At 37.0% G+C, this 18,205-nt stretch carries 15 protein-coding genes; 12 read left to right on the top strand and 3 right to left on the bottom strand.

From position 1 onward, the window contains the following. Positions 1–25 precede the first annotated feature (25 nt). The 12 genes from PEDSA_RS11020 (at position 26) to PEDSA_RS19600 (ending at position 13,201) form a co-directional block, all read left to right on the top strand. Complete coding sequence (locus PEDSA_RS11020; RefSeq protein ID WP_013633246.1) at positions 26–946, top strand: sugar phosphate isomerase/epimerase family protein; 921 nt, start codon at positions 26–28, stop codon at positions 944–946. Between the two features lie 7 nt (positions 947–953). Then, complete coding sequence (locus PEDSA_RS11015; protein WP_013633245.1) at positions 954–1,892, top strand: sugar phosphate isomerase/epimerase family protein; 939 nt, start codon at positions 954–956, stop codon at positions 1,890–1,892. 18 nt (positions 1,893–1,910) lie between these two features. Then, the gene (locus tag PEDSA_RS11010) at positions 1,911–2,930 is read left to right on the top strand and encodes a sugar phosphate isomerase/epimerase family protein (RefSeq protein WP_013633244.1); all 1,020 of its coding nucleotides are present in this window, start codon (positions 1,911–1,913) and stop codon (positions 2,928–2,930) included. A 22-nt stretch (positions 2,931–2,952) separates the two neighbouring features. Continuing rightward, entirely contained in the window at positions 2,953–4,584 is a 1,632-nt protein-coding gene (locus PEDSA_RS11005) for a family 16 glycoside hydrolase (RefSeq protein ID WP_013633243.1), read from the top strand. A 17-nt stretch (positions 4,585–4,601) separates the two neighbouring features. After that, on the top strand, positions 4,602–5,783 hold the full coding sequence (locus PEDSA_RS11000) for a Gfo/Idh/MocA family protein (protein ID WP_013633242.1): 1,182 nt from the start codon (positions 4,602–4,604) through the stop codon (positions 5,781–5,783). Between the two features lie 12 nt (positions 5,784–5,795). Continuing rightward, positions 5,796–7,082: an MFS transporter gene (locus tag PEDSA_RS10995; RefSeq protein ID WP_013633241.1), complete on the top strand. Its 1,287-nt coding sequence runs from the start codon at positions 5,796–5,798 to the stop codon at positions 7,080–7,082. Between the two features lie 74 nt (positions 7,083–7,156). Continuing rightward, positions 7,157–8,524: a putative oxidoreductase C-terminal domain-containing protein gene (locus PEDSA_RS10990; RefSeq protein ID WP_013633240.1), complete on the top strand. Its 1,368-nt coding sequence runs from the start codon at positions 7,157–7,159 to the stop codon at positions 8,522–8,524. Positions 8,525–8,656: 132 nt separating this feature from the next. Continuing rightward, a complete protein-coding gene (locus tag PEDSA_RS10985; protein WP_013633239.1) occupies positions 8,657–9,640 on the top strand; it encodes a Gfo/Idh/MocA family protein in 984 nt (327 codons plus the stop codon). A gap of 115 nt (positions 9,641–9,755) precedes the next feature. Beyond that, positions 9,756–10,208 (top strand): hypothetical protein, encoded by a 453-nt coding sequence (locus tag PEDSA_RS10980; protein WP_013633238.1) that lies wholly within the window; start codon positions 9,756–9,758, stop codon positions 10,206–10,208. Between the two features lie 3 nt (positions 10,209–10,211). Beyond that, positions 10,212–10,568, top strand: coding sequence for a hypothetical protein (locus tag PEDSA_RS10975; protein ID WP_013633237.1), 357 nt, complete (start codon positions 10,212–10,214; stop codon positions 10,566–10,568). A gap of 200 nt (positions 10,569–10,768) precedes the next feature. Continuing rightward, positions 10,769–11,863: an Ldh family oxidoreductase gene (locus PEDSA_RS10970; RefSeq protein ID WP_013633236.1), complete on the top strand. Its 1,095-nt coding sequence runs from the start codon at positions 10,769–10,771 to the stop codon at positions 11,861–11,863. A 696-nt stretch (positions 11,864–12,559) separates the two neighbouring features. After that, complete coding sequence (locus PEDSA_RS19600) at positions 12,560–13,201, top strand: DUF6266 family protein (protein ID WP_013633235.1); 642 nt, start codon at positions 12,560–12,562, stop codon at positions 13,199–13,201. Between the two features lie 945 nt (positions 13,202–14,146). Here PEDSA_RS19600 and PEDSA_RS10960 read toward each other — a convergent pair. Genes PEDSA_RS10960 through PEDSA_RS10950 form a run of 3 tightly spaced genes read right to left on the bottom strand, consistent with a single transcriptional unit; the run spans position 14,147 to position 18,099 of the window. Beyond that, the gene (locus PEDSA_RS10960) at positions 14,147–16,099 is read right to left on the bottom strand and encodes an LTA synthase family protein (protein ID WP_013633233.1); all 1,953 of its coding nucleotides are present in this window, start codon (positions 16,097–16,099) and stop codon (positions 14,147–14,149) included. Between the two features lie 57 nt (positions 16,100–16,156). Continuing rightward, on the bottom strand, positions 16,157–17,428 hold the full coding sequence (locus tag PEDSA_RS10955) for a sensor histidine kinase (protein WP_013633232.1): 1,272 nt from the start codon (positions 17,426–17,428) through the stop codon (positions 16,157–16,159). Then, complete coding sequence (locus tag PEDSA_RS10950) at positions 17,425–18,099, bottom strand: response regulator transcription factor (RefSeq protein ID WP_013633231.1); 675 nt, start codon at positions 18,097–18,099, stop codon at positions 17,425–17,427. The genes PEDSA_RS10955 and PEDSA_RS10950 overlap by 4 nt, the downstream gene beginning before the upstream one ends. Positions 18,100–18,205: the final 106 nt, after the last annotated feature.

Here is an 18,205-nt window from a genome sequence, read left to right as displayed (position 1 = left end):
AGATTGGTTATTAAACAGTGAAAAAATGAAATTTAAGCACATACAATCAGTAATAATTATAGGTTTATTATGTTGTTTACGAAGTTTCTGTTCCGGTCAAAGTAAACAGGTAAAAACCTTTGCGTTGGAATCTTATTCATTTAATAAGTTACTCAATGATAAAATAAAGGGAAGGGCTGAGGGTATTTCCTTAATGGATTTTTTGAAAATTGCTGCTGATAACCAATTTGATGCGGTGAGTATTACAGGCTATTTTTTTCCTTCCTATCCTAAAGTACCAACTGACGAAGAAATTAATCAAATTAAACATGAAGCGGGAAAGCTAAAACTTCCGATAGTGAGCTTAGGAGTTAGAAATGATTTTGCTACTACAGATCAGGTTAAATTAAATGAAGATATTAACCTGGTAAAGGACTGGATTGACGTAGCAGTAAAGTTGGGTTCTCCGGTGGTGCGTGTTTTTTCGGGAGCAGCACTATCAGAAGAGCAGGAAAAAGAGCGCGAGAAGTTTACTGAGCAAATGGTGAAAAGCATGCGTATTTGTGCAGAATATGCTCAAAAGAAAGGGGTACGTTTGGTTGTCCAAAATCACGGTGATTTTTTACAAACTGCGGATCAGACAATTAATCTGGTTAAGAAAGTTAATTCTAAATCCTTTGGTGTATTAGTAGATACCGGATATTTTTTAGTTGGCGATGCATATTCTGAAATAGATAAAGTAATGCCTTATGCATTTAACTTTTTGTTGAAGGAAAACATTCAACGGCCTAATGATCCTGAAGCAATAGATCTGAATAAAATAAGTGCAATCTTAAAGAAATATAATTACAATGGAAACATAGTATTGGAGACTATTGCACCAAAGCGGAGAGCGGCTGCTGCGGGTTATAATCCGTATCAGGCGGTACCAAATTTTTATCAACAAGTAAAAAAAGCTATTAAATAAAAATAACGTGAAGAAAATAATCAGCAGTTCAATAGCATTAACGTTGTGTCTTTTGGGACTTAAAAGCACCATTGCACAACCATTAAAAGTAGACGGTGTATCTTCTAAAGTGAAAACCAGTCTTAACTTGTATTCTTTCAATAAAGTATTAACAGTCGATAAATCAGCCACATTAGAAAATATTATTGACTATTCTGCTTCTGCGGGATTTGATGCAATAGATATTACAGCATATTTCTTTCCTGGATATCCAAATATTCCAAGTGACGAATATATTAACAAAATAAAAAAGAGGGCGTTTCTTTTAGGTTTGGATATAAGTGGTACAGGAGTGAAAAACGATTTTACCAATCCTGATCCAAAGAAAAGAGCCGAAGATATCCAATTGGTGAAAAACTGGATTGATGTAGCGGAAAAATTAGGTGCACCGGTAATTAGGGTATTTTCAGGGCCTATTCCCAAAGGTTACGAAAACAAAAGAGATGTTGTAGAAAAATATCTAATAGAAGCTTTGACGGAATGTGCAAAGTATGGCGAAAAAAAAGGAGTACTGGTAGGTGTTCAGAATCATGGGGACTTTTTACAAACCGCAGATCAGGTAATCAGGGTAGTAAAAGGAGTGAATTCAAAATGGTTCGGAACAATAGTAGATACCGGATATTTCCTAACTAAAGATCCCTATCAGGATATTGCAAAGGTAATGCCTTACGCTGTGAATTTTCAGGTAAAAGAAAGTCCTTTCGGACCCAGAAGTCCAATCAGGACAGATTTAAATAAGCTATTGCAAATTGTAAAAGAAAGTGGCTATAGGGGCTATTTGCCTATCGAAACCCTGGAAATTAAAGGAGAACCAAGACCCGTTCCGGATATCCCTTACGACGCCTATAAAAAGGTGCCACCATTTTTAAAAGATCTAAAAACAGCAATCAACAAAGTATATCAATAAAAATATAAGCTAAGCGAAATGGAAACATATTTCAAGAGAAGTGCCTTCAAAAGAGGTTGCTATAGGGGATTATTAGCATTAATATTAACAGGAGCAAGTCTTTCTACCATAGGACAAACGGTATTTCAGGGAAATATCGTAAAGAAACCTTCTGTAAAAATTAGTTTAAACGCTTACTCGTTTACCAAACCTTTGATGGATAAAGTTAGGGGGAGAGGAGAAGGAATGACGATGTTCCAGTTAATGGACTGGGCGGCGCAACATGATTTTGATGGGGTAGATCTAACCGGATATTATTTTCCAGGTTACCCTAATCTGCCAAGCGATGAATATATCAACGATATTAAAAAGTATGCATTCAGACTGGGCTTAGATATCACGGGTACAGGTGTTAGAAACAATTTCGCAGATCCGGATCCCGCAAAAAGAGCTGCCGATGTGAAGCATGTTAAAGAGTGGATAGATGTGGCTGTAAAGTTAGGAGCACCTGTTGTCCGCATATTCGCCGGTCCAATACCTGAAGGGTACGAGAATAGAAGAGCAGAGATTGAAAACTATATGGCTGCCAGTATGCGTGAATGTGCAGAATATGGAAAGTTAAGAGGGGTTTTAATAGGAGTTCAAAATCATGGAGATTTCTTAAAGACAGCAGAACAAACCATTAGCCTGGTTAAAAAAGTAAATTCCGATTGGTTTGGAGTAATTGTAGACTCTGGATATTTCTTAACAGAAGACCCCTATATCGACATCGAAAAGACAATGCCCTATGCAGTAAACTTTCAGTTGAAACTAAGCGTGTTTGGGGCAGCAAGCAAAGTCAAAATCGATCTTCCTCGTATCATGGATATCATGGAGCGAACCAATTACAGAGGTTATTTACCAATAGAAATTTTATCGCCAGCTGGCGGAAATAAAGCTAAGAGACAAGCTACAGGAATTGCTGCATCAAGTGAAAAGAACTCCTGGGATCCATTTACAGTACTTCCTGCTTTTATGAAAGAAGTAAAGGCTGCACAAATTCAAAAATTCGGAAAATAACTCAACCAGTAACAACGAGCAGATGAAAAAGAGTATCATGTTTTTTTTAGGAGCTTTTTTAATATTGGCTTCCAAATCAGGAATAGCACAGGATGCGATTCCCTGGGAAAATCTTTTTGACGGAAAGACCCTGAATGGCTGGAAGCAAGTACAGGGAAAAGCAATTTATAAAGTGAAAAACGGAGCAATCGTTGGCACTTCCGTTACTGATTCTCCCAATAGTTTTCTGGCAACAGAAAAGACTTATTCTGATTTTATTTTAGAGTTAGAATTTAAGGTGGATGATGAGCTTAATTCAGGAATACAATTCCGAAGCACTCAAGATCCCAATTATAGAGACGGAATAGTTTTTGGCTATCAGGTAGAAATAGATCCGTCGAGAGAACTATATTCAAAGGAGCCTGCAAATTATAATGCGAAAGGAGAGAAAATAGCCTCCGGAACAGCACCAAGAAGTTGGACAGGGGGTATTTACGATGAAAAACGTAGAGGTTGGCTTGCTGATTTAACCCATAATGAAGAGGCAAGAAATGCTTTTAAACCTAAACAATGGAACCATTTAAGAATAGAAGCATCGGGATATAGAATATACACCTGGATAAACGGTGTTTTTGCGGCTTCTTTGATAGATGACAAATCTAAGAGTGGTTTTATAGGTCTACAAGTTCATGCGACAACTTCTGCCAAGCCAATGGAAGTACAATGGAGAAACATAAAAATCCAGGACCTTTCAAAAAATTATCCGGCATTACATAAAAATGCCCAAAATTTGGAAAAGAAGAAAACAGATGCTGCTGTAAAAACGAGTTTGAACGCATTTTCATTTGCCAGGTCGTTCAGCAGTAAAAAAATGGATCTTTTTGGTTTGATAGATTATGCTGCGGAACACGGCTATGACGCGGTAGACCTTACCGGTTATTATTTTCCTGAATATCCAAAAGTACCTTCAGACAAATACATTTTCGATCTGAAAAAACATGCTTTCGAAAAAGGGATTGAAATTAGCGGAACTGGCGTTAGAAATAACTTCGCCAATCCAGACCCGGAAAAAAGAGCAGCAGACGTGAAACACGTTAAAGAATGGATAGATGTAGCAGCAAAATTAGGTGCACCGGTAGTGCGTGTATTTGCTGGCCCCATACCAGAGGGTTATGAAAATAAATGGGACGAAATTGCCCGATACATGACTGCAAGTTTGAAAGAGTGTATGGCTTATGCTGAACAAAAAGGTGTTTTTATAGGTATTCAGAATCATGGTGATTTTCTGAAAACCGCGGATGAAACTATTAAAATAGTGAAAATGGTAGATTCTAAATGGTTTGGTGTAATTGTAGATACCGGGTATTTTATTACTGATGATCCGTATATCGATATAGAAAAAATTATGCCGTATGCTGTGAATTTTCAGGTGAAAGAAAGCCCATTCGGGGTATTGAGCCGTATCCGAATAGATATGCCACGATTAATGAGGATTGTTTACAATAGTGGTTATAAAGGCTATTTGCCAATAGAAACTCTAGGGGATAAAGTAATGAAAGGACAGCCTAAACCACCATTTCCATTTAGACCTTACGAACCAGAAAAGTTAGTGCCCGCACTACATAAAGAGCTAAAAGATGCCATTGCACAGGAATTTACAGATAAAAGATATTAAGAGAATTTGAACCAATTATGGAGAAGAAAGTCATAAAAGCAGGAATAGTAGGATCGGGGTTTGCAGCTAAATTCCATTATGAGGCATTAAAGCGCGTATTCAGTGCCAAAGTAGAGATTGTTGGCGTTTTTTCTAAAACCAAAGAAGGGCTTGATAAATTTGCTCAGGAAAGACATATCACACCTTATTATAATCTGGATCAGTTAATAGATGATTGTGATTTAATACATGTATGCACTCCGCCGGTAACACATGAACCTATTATTATTGCGGCATTAAAAAAAGACAAACATGTCATCGTAGAAAAACCCTTAACGGGATATTTCGGACAGGACGATGATAATTTCAATGGTGACACCTTTCCACGAGAAAAAGGTTTAGAATTTACTTTGGCAAGTTTAAGACGTATGCTGGATGCCGAAAAACAAAGTAAAGGCAAAATCATGTATGCTGAAAACTGGGTTTATGCACCAGCGATACAAAAAGAACGGGAAGTGATAGAAAAAACAAAAGCTCAGATATTGTGGATGCATGGTGAACAATCACATTCTGGCTCTCATTCCCTGGCATACGGGCAATGGAAGCTTTCTGGCGGAGGATCTATGATTGGTAAAGGATGCCATCCGCTTACTGCTGCAATTTATTTAAAGCATGTTGAAGGAAGAGCAAAAAACGGTGAACCTATCAGACCCAAGACAATAACCTCCAGAGTGCATGCCATTACCAGAATGGATAATTATGAAGATAAGGGGCATCTTCAAACAACCTATAAGGATATAGAAGATTTTGCCATGTTACATATTGTTTTTGAGGATGGAACTATAGCGAATCTTTTTGCTAGTGAATTGGTTCTCGGTGGCGTTAATAACAAACTAGAAGTTAATGCCAATAATCATAGGACTATTTGTAATATCATGCCAAATAATGCAATTCAGGCATACACACCAAACGGCGATTATTTCAATGACATATATGTAGTAGAAAAAACAGAAACCAAACAAGGTTGGTCTTCCATGTCGCCAGACGAAGGTTGGTTTAACGGTTATCAGCATGAAATGGATGCTTTTTATAAATCAGCGGCTTTTGGAACTCCTATAGAAAGTAATAGTAAACTGGCTTCGGATGTTATGGCAACAGTTTATGCTGGTTATGTTTCCGCAGAAAGAAACGGTGCCGAGGTAGAAATTACAATATTATAATCATACAATGTTATGGAAAATAAAAAAATAGGTAATTATAGATGGGGAATCTGTTTTCTGTTATTTGTAGCTACAACGATCAATTACATTGATAGACAGGTAATAGGCTTATTAAAACCCACTTTAGAAAGTGAATTTCATTGGACTGAAGTCGACTATAGCTATATCGTAATGTGTTTTGCATCAATGTATGCTCTTGGATATGTTATTTTCGGAGGATTGATAGATAAAATTGGGACGAAGATAGGTTATACTGTTTCAGTTGTAGTATGGAGTATAGCGGCTATTTTGCATGCTTTGGTTAAAAGTACCATAGGTTTTGGTTTTGCCCGTGGATTATTAGGTTTGGCAGAATCTGGAAACTTTCCTGCTGGTGTTAAAGCCGTAGCAGAGTGGTTCCCAAAAAAAGAAAGAGCTTTGGCTACAGGTATCTTTAATTCAGGAACGAGTATTGGAGCAGTTGTAGCGCCGCTTTTGGTGCCCTGGCTTTTAGGTTTGTACGGTTGGAAAGAAGCTTTCTGGATTACCGGAGCCTTAGGGTTTGTCTGGTTGATATTTTGGATCATTTATTACGAAATTCCATCGAGACAAAAACGTCTGTCAAAAGAAGAATACGACTATATCCATAGTGATATTGAAGAAGTTTCTGAAGAAAAACAGGAAAAGCTAAAGTGGACGAGTTTGCTTGGATTAAAGCAAACCTGGGTTTTCATTGTGGGTAAAGTTCTGACAGATCCCGTATGGTGGTTTTTCTTATTCTGGCTACCTGCGTATTTTGCAGATACTTTTCAATTAGACTTAACTAAACCCAGTCCTCATTTAGCAGTGGTATATGCGGCAACAACCATTGGAAGTATAGGCGGTGGATATTTATCCTCTCATTTTATAAAGATAGGTTGGCCCGTATTAAAAGCTCGTAAAACTACTTTGCTGATAGTAGCAATAGTTGTAACACCTATCTTGTTTGCACAATTTGCTACTAATATATGGGTCGCAGTAGCCATTATCAGTATTGCAACGGCTGCCCATCAGGCCTGGAGTGCAAATATTTTTACAATCGTTTCTGACATAGTACCGAAGAATGCAGTAAGTTCTGTGGTTGGTATTGGGGGAATGTCGGGTTCAATCGCATCTACATTATTTCCATTATTGGTTGGATCCCTATTAGCATATTATAAACAAGCGGGAAATATTTCTGCAGGTTACAATATTTTGTTTATTGTTTGTGGATGTGCTTATTTCGTAGCCTGGATTATCATACATTTCTTAACTAAGAATATGAATAAGTCGAATAATTAGGTAATCAACTAATAAAGGATTAATTCATGTGGTAAAAGCGAACAAGACTAGAATATATCCGTAAAAATAATTAAATGAGAAAGAAAGAAATAATGTTGGCAATGATCGTATTGTCCATGGGAGCTTGTAAGCCAAAGACAGCAGTCGAAGAAAAGATCAGGTTAATTACTTTGGATCCAGGTCATTTTCACGCGGCATTAGTACAAAAATCAATGTACGAAAATGTAGATTCTACGGTATATGTTTATGCGCCGAAAGGACCTGAATTAGAACAACATCTCCAAAAAATAGAATCTTATAATCAGAGTACAGAAAATAAAACGTCCTGGAAAGAAGAGGTGTACGAAGGTCCGGATTTTTTGGAAAAGATGCTTTCCGATAAAAAAGGAAATGTAGTGGTGATCGCGGGTAATAACCTGCATAAAACAGAATATATCAAAAAATCTATAGATGCGGGTTTTAATGTTCTGGCAGACAAACCTATGGCAATTAATGAAAATGGCTTTGAAACCTTAGAAAAAACATTTAAAGCAGCAAAAGACAAGGGTGTTCTGTTGTATGATATCATGACCGAGCGCTATGAAATTACCAATGCGCTTCAGGCACAGTTATCACAAGATCTGGGCATACTCGGTAGGCTTTCGGAAGGGAGTTTAGAAAAACCGTCTATCGAGATGGAAAGTGTTCATTATTTCTCAAAAGTGGTATCTGGTAAACCTTTGATACGTCCCTATTGGTTTATGGATGTAGCTCAACAAGGAGAAGGAATAGCTGATGTGGCTGTGCATCTGGTTGATTTAGCGCAATGGGGATATTTTCCAAATCAGGTTCTGGATTATAGAAAGGATATCGAATTATTACAAGCGAAAAGATGGCCAACAAGCATGACATTGCCACAATTTACAAAGATTACGAATCTTACCGCATTCCCGGAATCGTTGAATCCATATCTTAAAAATAATGTATTGGAAGTTTTTGCGAACGGAGAGATTGATTATAAGCTTAAAGGTATTCATGTAAAAATAAAGGCTTTATGGGATTATGAAGCAACAAAAGGCGGCGATACACATTTTGCAATTATTAGAGGAAGTAAATCTAATATTGTAATCAGGCAGGGAACAGAGCAAAACTTTGAACCCACTTTATATGTCGAGCCGTTAAATGCTGCAGATAGAGCATCTGTAAAAGCAGCTCTGGACAATAAGATAGCAGAAGTTCAAAAAGAATATCCGGAAATCCAATTGAAAGAAACCAAGCTGGGGTGGGAAGTTTATATCCCTAAAGCCTACCGCGAAGGGCATGAAGCTCATTTTGCACAGGTAACGAAAAAGTATTTGTCTTACCTGGAAAAGAAAAATATGCCAGAATGGGAAGTGCCAAATATGATCGCGAAATATTACACAACTACCCAGGCATTAAAAATGGCCACACAAAATAAATAGTAACCAAAGTTTGACGATCTAAAGGCAAAAAGCAAAATGCATAAGGCTGAAATCATTGTTGTATAATTAGATGTGGAAATTTAATATGAAAATAATCAATAGACTCTATATAAAAGACTAAACATTAGCAGCATGATTAGATGGGGATTTTTAAATACATCCAAAATAGCAAGAGAAAAGCTCTTACCGGCAATAAAAAAGGCAAATACTGCTGAAATAGTAGCGATAGGGTCAAGTGATATAGCAAGAGCAAAAACTTTAGCCAACCAATTTGATATACCTAAATTTTATGGTAGTTATCATGAATTATTAATGGATGAAGATATTGATGCGGTGTATATTTCTTTACCCAATCATTTACACGTAGAATGGACAATTAAATCCTTGCAGGCAGGTAAACATGTCCTTTGTGAGAAGCCAATAGGGTTAAATGAACAAGATGCTATAAAATTAGAAAAAGCGGCAGAAGCTTATCCCAATTTATTGGTAATGGAAGCTTTTATGTATCGGTTTCACCCTCAATGGATATATGCTAGAGATTTGGTAAAAAAAGGTGAACTGGGGACTGTGAAAGTCATACAGTCGTTCTTTTCCTACAACAATCAGGATCCGAATAACATTAGAAATAAGGTGGATATAGGCGGTGGTGGATTGATGGATATCGGTTGTTATTGTGTTTCTTTGAGCAGACACGTTTTTGATGAAGAGCCGTCTTCGGTGGTGGCTCAAATGCAGCGACATCCGGATTTAAAAACAGATGTGATAACATCGGGAATGTTAACATTTGAAAAAGGGATTTCTACGTTTACATGCTCTACGCAATTGATGCCTTATCAACGGGTAAATATATTTGGTGACAAGGGCAGATTAGAAATAGAAATACCTTTCAATGCCATCCCAGATCAGCAAAGCCGCGTGAAAATATATCGGCCAGATGGAGTTGAAGAAAAGTTTTTCAATCCCGTAGATCAGTACTCACTGCAATTTGATAGTTTTTCTAATTCCGTTTTAAATAACAAACCTTTAGAATACAGTATAAAGGATGCTGTTGCTAACATGAGGGTAATAGATAAGCTTTTTGAAAGTAGTGCAAAAGGCGGGTGGATGATGATTTGAAGATAAACTTTGTCGTCTGTCGTTTATCGTCTATCGCTCATCGAGAAACGAACAACGAACAACGAGTATCGAACAACAAACAACGAACAGGATTTTTTTATAGAAAGGAGAGGTTATGATTATTGAAAATATTTTAGAGTCCACGGTAAAGCAGATTATTTTCCATATAGAAAGTATGGTTCCGCAGTATATGGAAATTCCGGAAGACAGGCAGAAAGCTAACGGAAATGTTGCTGTTTGTATTATAGAAGGAGATGGAACAGTCCATGGAAAAATCTTTGGAGAGAATAAAATAAAGGGCAGAGATATTTTTAGAGTCGCATGGTTAAAGGCCAGTCAAGTTTGGATAACTGGATATCAAACCGGAGAATATGAGCAATTGATTTTTACCAATCAATTGCAGGAAGATGAAAATGGAATAAGGAAACCTGATATGATAGGCTGGGAAGGAGGACAACCCATTTATTTAAAGGATGGAACTATGCTATCCATCGGGTTTAGTGGTTTTAGAGGACAAACGGATTTAGAAATTGTAAAACGAGCAGTAGAAGCTGCACAAACTATATAAATCATGAAAAAAATATTTTTAGGAATCGGATTGAGCCTATGCTTAATCGGAACTTCTTTTGCTCAGGGCGGAGCTGCTAAGAAAAAAGCAGAAGTTAAAGAGGGCTTAAAACAGGAGCTGAAATTGAGTGATGAAGTTATCAATCAGATTGTTGCGGTACAGGACGATTATAAAGCTAAAATCAGAGAAGTTAGAAAGAACGAAAGTTTAGCAGATGAAGCCAAAAAAGCTGCTACAGAAAAACTAAGGAAGGAAAAAAATACCGAAATGGAAAAAAAATTCGGTAAAGAAACTGCTAAAAAGGTAGAAGATCTTTTAGAGAAACTGGGTAAGAAAGAGAGTAAAGCGGAAGTGAAATAGGATAAATAAAATAATAGCCTGAGTTCGATTAAATAATAGTTCTAAATAATAAATAATAGTTTTTCATAGTGAGTAGAGATTGCTTCGCGAGCTCGCAATGACACTCCTATTTTGTGTCATTGCGAGCCTGCGAAGCAATCTAATATTCATAAACGAGTCTACTGCATTTTTTAATTTGACTCTATACAGTTCTGTTGAATATGAGTAATACGGATTTTACAATTTTTTCATCCACGCAATTACGAGAGTTTACTACAGAAGTATTTGTTCATTTTGATGTTCCTTATGACGATGCAATACTTGCTGCAGACGTACTGGCCTATAGTGACGAACATGGGATTGATTCGCATGGAATAGCCCGTTTAAAAACATATTTTGACCTTTTAAGAACCGGTAAAATTAATCCGAAGCCAGAGATTAAAATCATAAGAGAAAAAAGTAGTACAGCCACCATAGATGGAGATAATGGTTTAGGATTGGTAGTAGGTCCGAAATGTATGGATATAGCTATTCAAAAAGCTAAACTTCATGGCTCGGGCTGGGTTAGTGTATGCAATACCAACCATTACGGAGCCGCAGGTTATTATCCAGTTATGGCATTGAAAGATGATATCATTGGGCTCTCAATGACTAATACTACTAAAGGTGTAGCTCCTTTTAATGGTGCCGAAAAAATGCTCGGAACAAATCCTTTAGCAATAGCTTTTCCTGCTTATAAAGAACCTCCTATCATTATAGACCTAGCTTCTAGCGCAGTAGCATATGGTAAAGTAGAGATTGCCGATAGAAAAAATGAAAAAATACCCGAAGGCTGGTGTATAGATAAAAACGGTTATTCAACAACTATGCCTTCAGAGATGATAAATGGCGGAGCATTATTGCCATTAGGATCAGATAAAGATGGAAGTGGACATAAAGGTTATTGTCTGGCAAGTATGGTTGATATTCTGTCTGCAGTATTAAGCGGAGCCAATTGGGGGCCGTTTACCGTTCCCTTTGCAATAAATTCCGCTTTACCTGAAAAACAGGTAGGAAAGGGAATAGGCCATTTTTTTGGTGCTTGGGAAATAGATGGCTTTAGAGATAAAAACGAATTTAAAACAAATATCGATGAGTGGATTCACACGATGAGGAATACGCTGCCCCGACCAGGTACATCTGGAGTTTTAATTCCGGGAGATCCTGAAAGAGAGGCTTATCAGTTAAGGATGCGTGACGGTATTCCGTTACATAAAGAAGTGGTGAATTCTTTAATGGATATCGCTTCTTATACGGGGATAAATATACCGAGTTAAAAATCAAATAAATTCTTGAAGATGTAGACAGATTGCCAATGTAAGGTAGCTACGTCTTTGTCTTATCTGTAAATCTTATTAGGAATGTCGTCCTTTTATTGAAAATAGAGGAATTCTTTTCCCGAAGACATTCTCATGTACATCAGATAGCTGTACATAAAGATGTCATTCCGAACTTGATTCGGAACCTGTTGCCTGAAGGAAGGGATAACAGAAAACAAGACTATATTAGCCCACTCATAAAGTTCAGGGAATCAGAATCAAAGGAGTCTTTAGGAATCACTTCGAGATGGATTGGCGAGCCATATAGGCAAATGTCCAGTTTCTGTGAAATCCTTTAATCCGTTGTTCGATAAACGGCAAACAATAATTTAAAGCCATCGCAAAGATGTGTCCATACGCCAAGGTCTTTGCCGGAAAGGATTACGAGCCAGTCTAATCGGCGGCGGCCTTTTAAAGCTCTCTGTGTTTTATAGTTTTTTCCTCCATCATTGATTAATAATTCATTCGATATTCAGTCTCTTTTTACAGAGAGATTTTAGTGGTAAAATAGAGGGTTTATAGAGGGTTCATAGAGGTAAAACTCTATGAAGTCACTGTTTTCTCATTCTTTTATTTATAGTTTAATACTATTATTAGTATATTTAAAGTATACCCATTCGCTAACTGGGGTAGTCCTTTATAAACCTTTACATTATGGCTATACTTAAAGAAGGTATTAACGGTCCGTTTTCGGGGAAAGTGGGCAGTATCGTAGGTTATCAGTTGAATGGTCAAACTGTTATCCGTGGTTTACCTAAAGTGGTCAAGCGAAAACCCACAGCATTGACCTCGCTCAATAGGGCGAGGATGAAGGCGGTGTCGGAGTTTTTGAAACCCCTAAAACAGGTAATCGATTTTGGTTATAGGAATATAGCTCCCCGGGGGAGCAGGGTAGGTACTTTCCAAGCTGCACAATCCTACACTTTCAGGAATGCTATCGATTATGATGAAGACAATGTACCTTATGTTAATCCTGAAAAGGTATTGGTTTTTAGGGGCGATTTGATGGAGCCTCTTCTTTTGGCAGTCACGCGTGAAGAAAACAATGTCTATATACAATGGGACACTGTACAATATGAGTACAAGCGTGGGATTCTTGTGGTTATGGCTTATGCCATTGAAAATGGACAGATTTGGTTTGATGAAGGCGGAGCGAAAATATCGGATGGGAGTTTTATATGGAACCTCGGTGAAGCGGCCTCTTTTGCAAGCTATCCTCATCTTCATATATATGTTGGGGTTTATGATGTTGTAGGGAATGAGTTGTCGGATTCGGTATATGGTGGGTGTGTATAAACAGACAATCTTCATTATTTCAGACCCAGGGCTATCGTCTATCAAATGGTGTAGGAGAAGTGAGATCATATTGTGGTTTTCGAAATATTTGTGTTGTGAGATAAATGATTTATGTTTTGATTAGTAGTGTTTTAAATAAATAAAAAATAGCATCTGGTCAAAAACATGCTTCACTAGAGGAAGTTTTTCAAGTTAAGAATAGAGTAAAGGGAGGCTTGTTCTTTTTTAAAATAGGTGTTCAGGCTAAGGTTTGAATTAGGAGGGATATTATTACATTCTAAAGTGAGTCGGAGACTCTTTTTTATATGAAAATCCGTAGTCTGCCTGGCTCTATTCCAGTGCACAAGACTACGGACAGAGGGGCAGCGGGATGATATTGAAAAGATATGGGGTTGGAGGGGATAGATATTTTACAATAAGTATGTGATTCCAAGAGATTGCTTCGTTCCTCGTAATGACAGAAAATAGGAGCGTCATTGCTTCAAAGGAGTTCCTTTCGGAACGAGCCTGCGAAGCAATCCCGTTTAGTGAAATACAACACTTTAAAATAACAATCGAACTCAGGCTATTACATTCTAAAGTGAGTCGAAGACTCTTTTTTATTTGATAATCCGTAGTCTGCCTGGCTCTATTCCAGTGCACAAGACTACGGACAGAGGGGCGGTCTGAGAGCAGCGGGATGATATTGAAAAGATATGGGGTTGGAGGGGATAGATATTTTACAATAAGTATGTGATTCCAAGAGATTGCTTCGTTCCTCGTAATGACAGAAAATAGGAGCGTCATTGCTTCAAAGGAGTTCCTTTCGGAACGAGCCTGCGAAGCAATCCCGTTTAGTGAAATACAACACTTAAAATAACAATCGAACTCAGGCTATTACATGCTAAAAGTTGGAGACTCTTTTTAGAGAGCAGAAACCTATGCGCTCTGTTTGTCTTACTTACCTTACTGTTTTAAGCCACCCTGTTTAAACAGATCATAAGCTGTCTGATAATAAGCGATAGCTTTTTCTACAGTTTCTTTATTAAGCTTTGTTGCTGTTTGTTCGTTATCCGACTTGTTATATTTAAAGGTTTCGATTTGCTGTTGCGGTCCTAATATTACTAAACTATCTCCACTTAAATAGGCCAGTTTCTGATAGGTACCTAAAAATGCTCTTGGTTTATATGTTTTTTCCAAAACATCCTGTCCATACAGATTACTTTGATAAGTCCATCCTAAAATATTGAATAAAGTAGGATAAAGGTCAATCTGAGAACACATACTGTCTATAGTCTTATGCTGCTGATCTGGCAAATTCACCACAATACAAGGGATGTGATATTTGCTAACATCAATCTCATTTTTACCGGCGCTACTGGCACAATGGTCGGCGACGATAATGATTACCGTATTTTTATACCAGGGTTTACTCTTAATTTGGTTTAAAAACTGACCGATTGCATAATCTGTATATCTAACAGCACCTTCTCGATTTCCTTGCGGCATATTAATTTTGTTGGCAGGAAATGTAAAAGGGCGATGATTAGAAGTAGTCATCACAAAGTTGTAAAATGGTTTGCCATTATTAAAAGATTCGTCAGAACCTCTGATAACTGCATTAAATAGATCTTCATCGCAAATTCCCCATGCGTTTTCGAATTGTATATCTTTATCCGTAATTAATTTGCGGTGAGTGGTATAAGAATCTCCCAAGTTTAATTTTCTACCTCTATCGGTTATGTCAAAGCCATTTTTACCGAAGTATTCGTTCATATTGTCAAAATAGCCATCACCTCCATAGTAAAATGTTCGCGTATAGCCTTCCTGTTCAAAAATATGGCCAATGGTTGTTAATTTATCATTATTGGGTCTTCTCACTATACTGCTTCCGGGAGTGGGAGGAATGCTTAAAGACAGTGCTTCCATACCGCGGACAGTACGTGTTCCAGTAGCATACATATTGGTAAATACCAGATTGGTTTGTGCCAGGGAATCTAAAACCGGAGTCAGATGCTGTTGGTTTCCAAAATAGCCAAGAAAATCGGCGCTCAGGCTCTCGACCGTAATCATAATGACATTGGGTTTATATGCTGTCGCAGGACTTTTTATCGTTCTTTTAATAGCATTCCATTGGTCTGATAAGGTTGATTCCGGGTTTTTTAGGTCAGAACGAACCAATTGAAAAGCTAATTTATCTGGAATAAGGCTGTAAAAATCATTATAGTTTAGCTCGTTGTTTTTAAATGCCGAGAAAAAGGAAAAAATACCTGCTTTCGCTAGTTCATTTTCATATCTGTTTTCGCTAATATCTGCATTGGAATTGCTTAATAGCAGAGGAGCTAAAATGGTTACAATTAATAATATACCTGATATAGCGATTCTCTTTTTGAAAGGCATTCCTTTTTTGAAAGCTCGCTGAAATACCCCCAATCTTTTCAGAAGAAAAAATGCAAATAACACCAGAAGCAAAATACATCCAATAAGTATTGGTAAAGGATAAGATTCGTTGATATTATTAATGACTTCGTAAGTATAAATAAGATAGTCAACAGCAATAAAATTAAATCTGCTTTCGAACTCCTGCCAAAAGGTTACTTCAGCAAAAAATGAAAGGAAACAGATAAACAACATCAGTGTAAGCCAGCTATATGTAGCTACTTTATTGAAGACAGAACCGATCAGTTTTTCGGGTAGCAGCAATAGATATAACTGGTAAGTTGCCGATAGTAGTAAGGCGACTGTGAGATCGAAAATTAAGCCCTGGGCGTAAATTCTTAAAATTCCCGGGACACTAAATTTTGTTTTCTCCAGAGAGAACATGAGCAGGCCGGTGCGTAATAAAAAAGAAACGCACACAAAACCCAAAATAAAATAGGCTAGCAGAGCATATCTGCTATTTAAAAACTGTTTTAACATTCGAAAAGCTTTTCGTTGAACAAGATTATAGCCCAATTCTGAATAAATTCTGAATTTTTAGAAGTCAATTGTGAATGTGTGCATGCTGTTCTGGAAAGAGTATGCTATTTCCCAATGGTACCTTTTGGCGATTTCTTTGACAATAGAAAGGCCTAAGCCACTTCCCGGTTTGTTTTTGTTTACCGTACTAAATCTTCTAAATAGTTTTTCTTCTTCTAAGGGAGAGTCTCCGGTATTAGAGATGCTTAATCTCCTGTTGTATAAAGAGATTTGAATTTCGGAATTTGGTTTAGTATGTCTGATGGCATTCATCATTAAATTGGTTAGCATAATGTCTAACAGTGTTTTATTACTGTGGATAATTAATTCATTACCTGAATCCAATTTAAGGATTTTATCTTTAAGAAAGTCCGATAATAAACTTAATAAATCATCTAAAGATTCGTTAATACTAATTTCTTCTGTTTCCGGAAATTGTTGATTTTCTATCCTGGCTAAAAGGAGCAGATTTTTATTAATTCTGGATGCTCTCGTAAGTGCCATCCCTGCTTCTTCTATAATATGAAATTGTTCTTCATCTATACTGGAATTTTGCAGGATATCAAGTTTGGACTGAATTATTGCCAGTGGAGTTTGTAGTTCATGAGAAGCATTTTCTGTAAACTCTTTTTGTTGATTATATGCTTTTAAATTACTCTCAATAAGCCTACTGATACTATGGTTCATTTCTTCAAATTCCAGAAACTCGCTTTTTTTGAAGTCAATAGGCTGTTGTTTATCTATATCGAAGTTTTTTATTTTTTCCAGGGTTTCATAAAATGGTTTCCATAACGAACCGGAAATCCTTTTGTTAAGCTGAATGAAACCGACTAATATCAATGAAAAGAAAATAACCGTTATAACTGTTATTGCGGCAATAGTTTCATAGCTTTCCTCGATATTGGTCTCTACTGTCAGGCTGTAGTTTTTTCCATCTAAACTAAAATAAGTGACCAACCCGTGGAACCTGTCCATAGGATGACCATAAAGAGCCGCAGACTTTCTGTACACATCGTATATACTATCCGGGCGTAGCATCTCTACATGAGATATTTTTGTGTCCGGAAGCATTTTATTCCATAATGCTATACTTGATTCCAGCTCCTGATTATTCAAATGCAAATTTTCCAGATTCTTTATGATCGAAGAACTCACAATTTCATTATGCTTGTTAAGCTCATGTGTCCAGATCTGATCTATTATGAAATAATATACAGGAATGCTTGCCAAAAGAATACATAAGGCATATAGCGTAAAAGCTTTTAGGGGTTTACTGAGCAACTTTGTCATGCTTCCCACTTGTATCCGTTGCCATATAGTGTTTTAAGATAATTCTGACAACCAGCGTCTGCCAATTTTCTCTTTAAATTTTTGATATGTGCATAGATAAAATCATAATTATCCAGCATTTCCGCTAAATCGCCTGAAAGATGTTCTGCTATTGCGGTTTTGGTGACTACTTTATTTTTGTTTCCCATTAAAAAAAGTAGCAAGTCGAATTCTTTTCTGGTTAAAGGGACGGGAATATGATTAACTTTTACGGTCTTGGAAATGACATCAACTTCTAACTCTTCGTAAGTTATGATATTGGAGTTTTCGAAATTTCTTCTGCGTATTACAGAATGTATACGGGCGGCAAGTTCCGGTAAAAAAAAAGGCTTTGATAAGTAATCATCGGCTCCAATCTGAAGTCCTTTAATTTTATCATCTAGCGAGTCTTTTGCTGAAATGATGATTACTCCCGCATTCTTCTTATGCTTTTTCAAGATATTTAAAACCTCCAGACCATTTCCGCCAGGTAGCATCAGATCTAATAAAATACAATCATAATCGTAAAGCTCTACCTTTTCGATAGCTGCCTGGTAAGTGTAGGCCTGTTCACATAAATAACTTTCATCAGAAAGATATTTCGTTATGCTTTTTGAAAGCTCGACTTCGTCTTCTATAATGAGCAATTTCATGTACTCTAATATTTAATTAGCCTGGTATCAAAATACAGTAAAAATATTTTAACAGACAAATGATAATAAAGGCTAGTGTTGGACCAAATAAAGACTGCTTCGCGGG

It is taken from the genome of Pseudopedobacter saltans DSM 12145, assembly GCF_000190735.1.
Lineage (GTDB): Bacteria > Bacteroidota > Bacteroidia > Sphingobacteriales > Sphingobacteriaceae > Pseudopedobacter > Pseudopedobacter saltans.
This window is presented reverse-complemented; position numbering and strand designations above follow the sequence as displayed.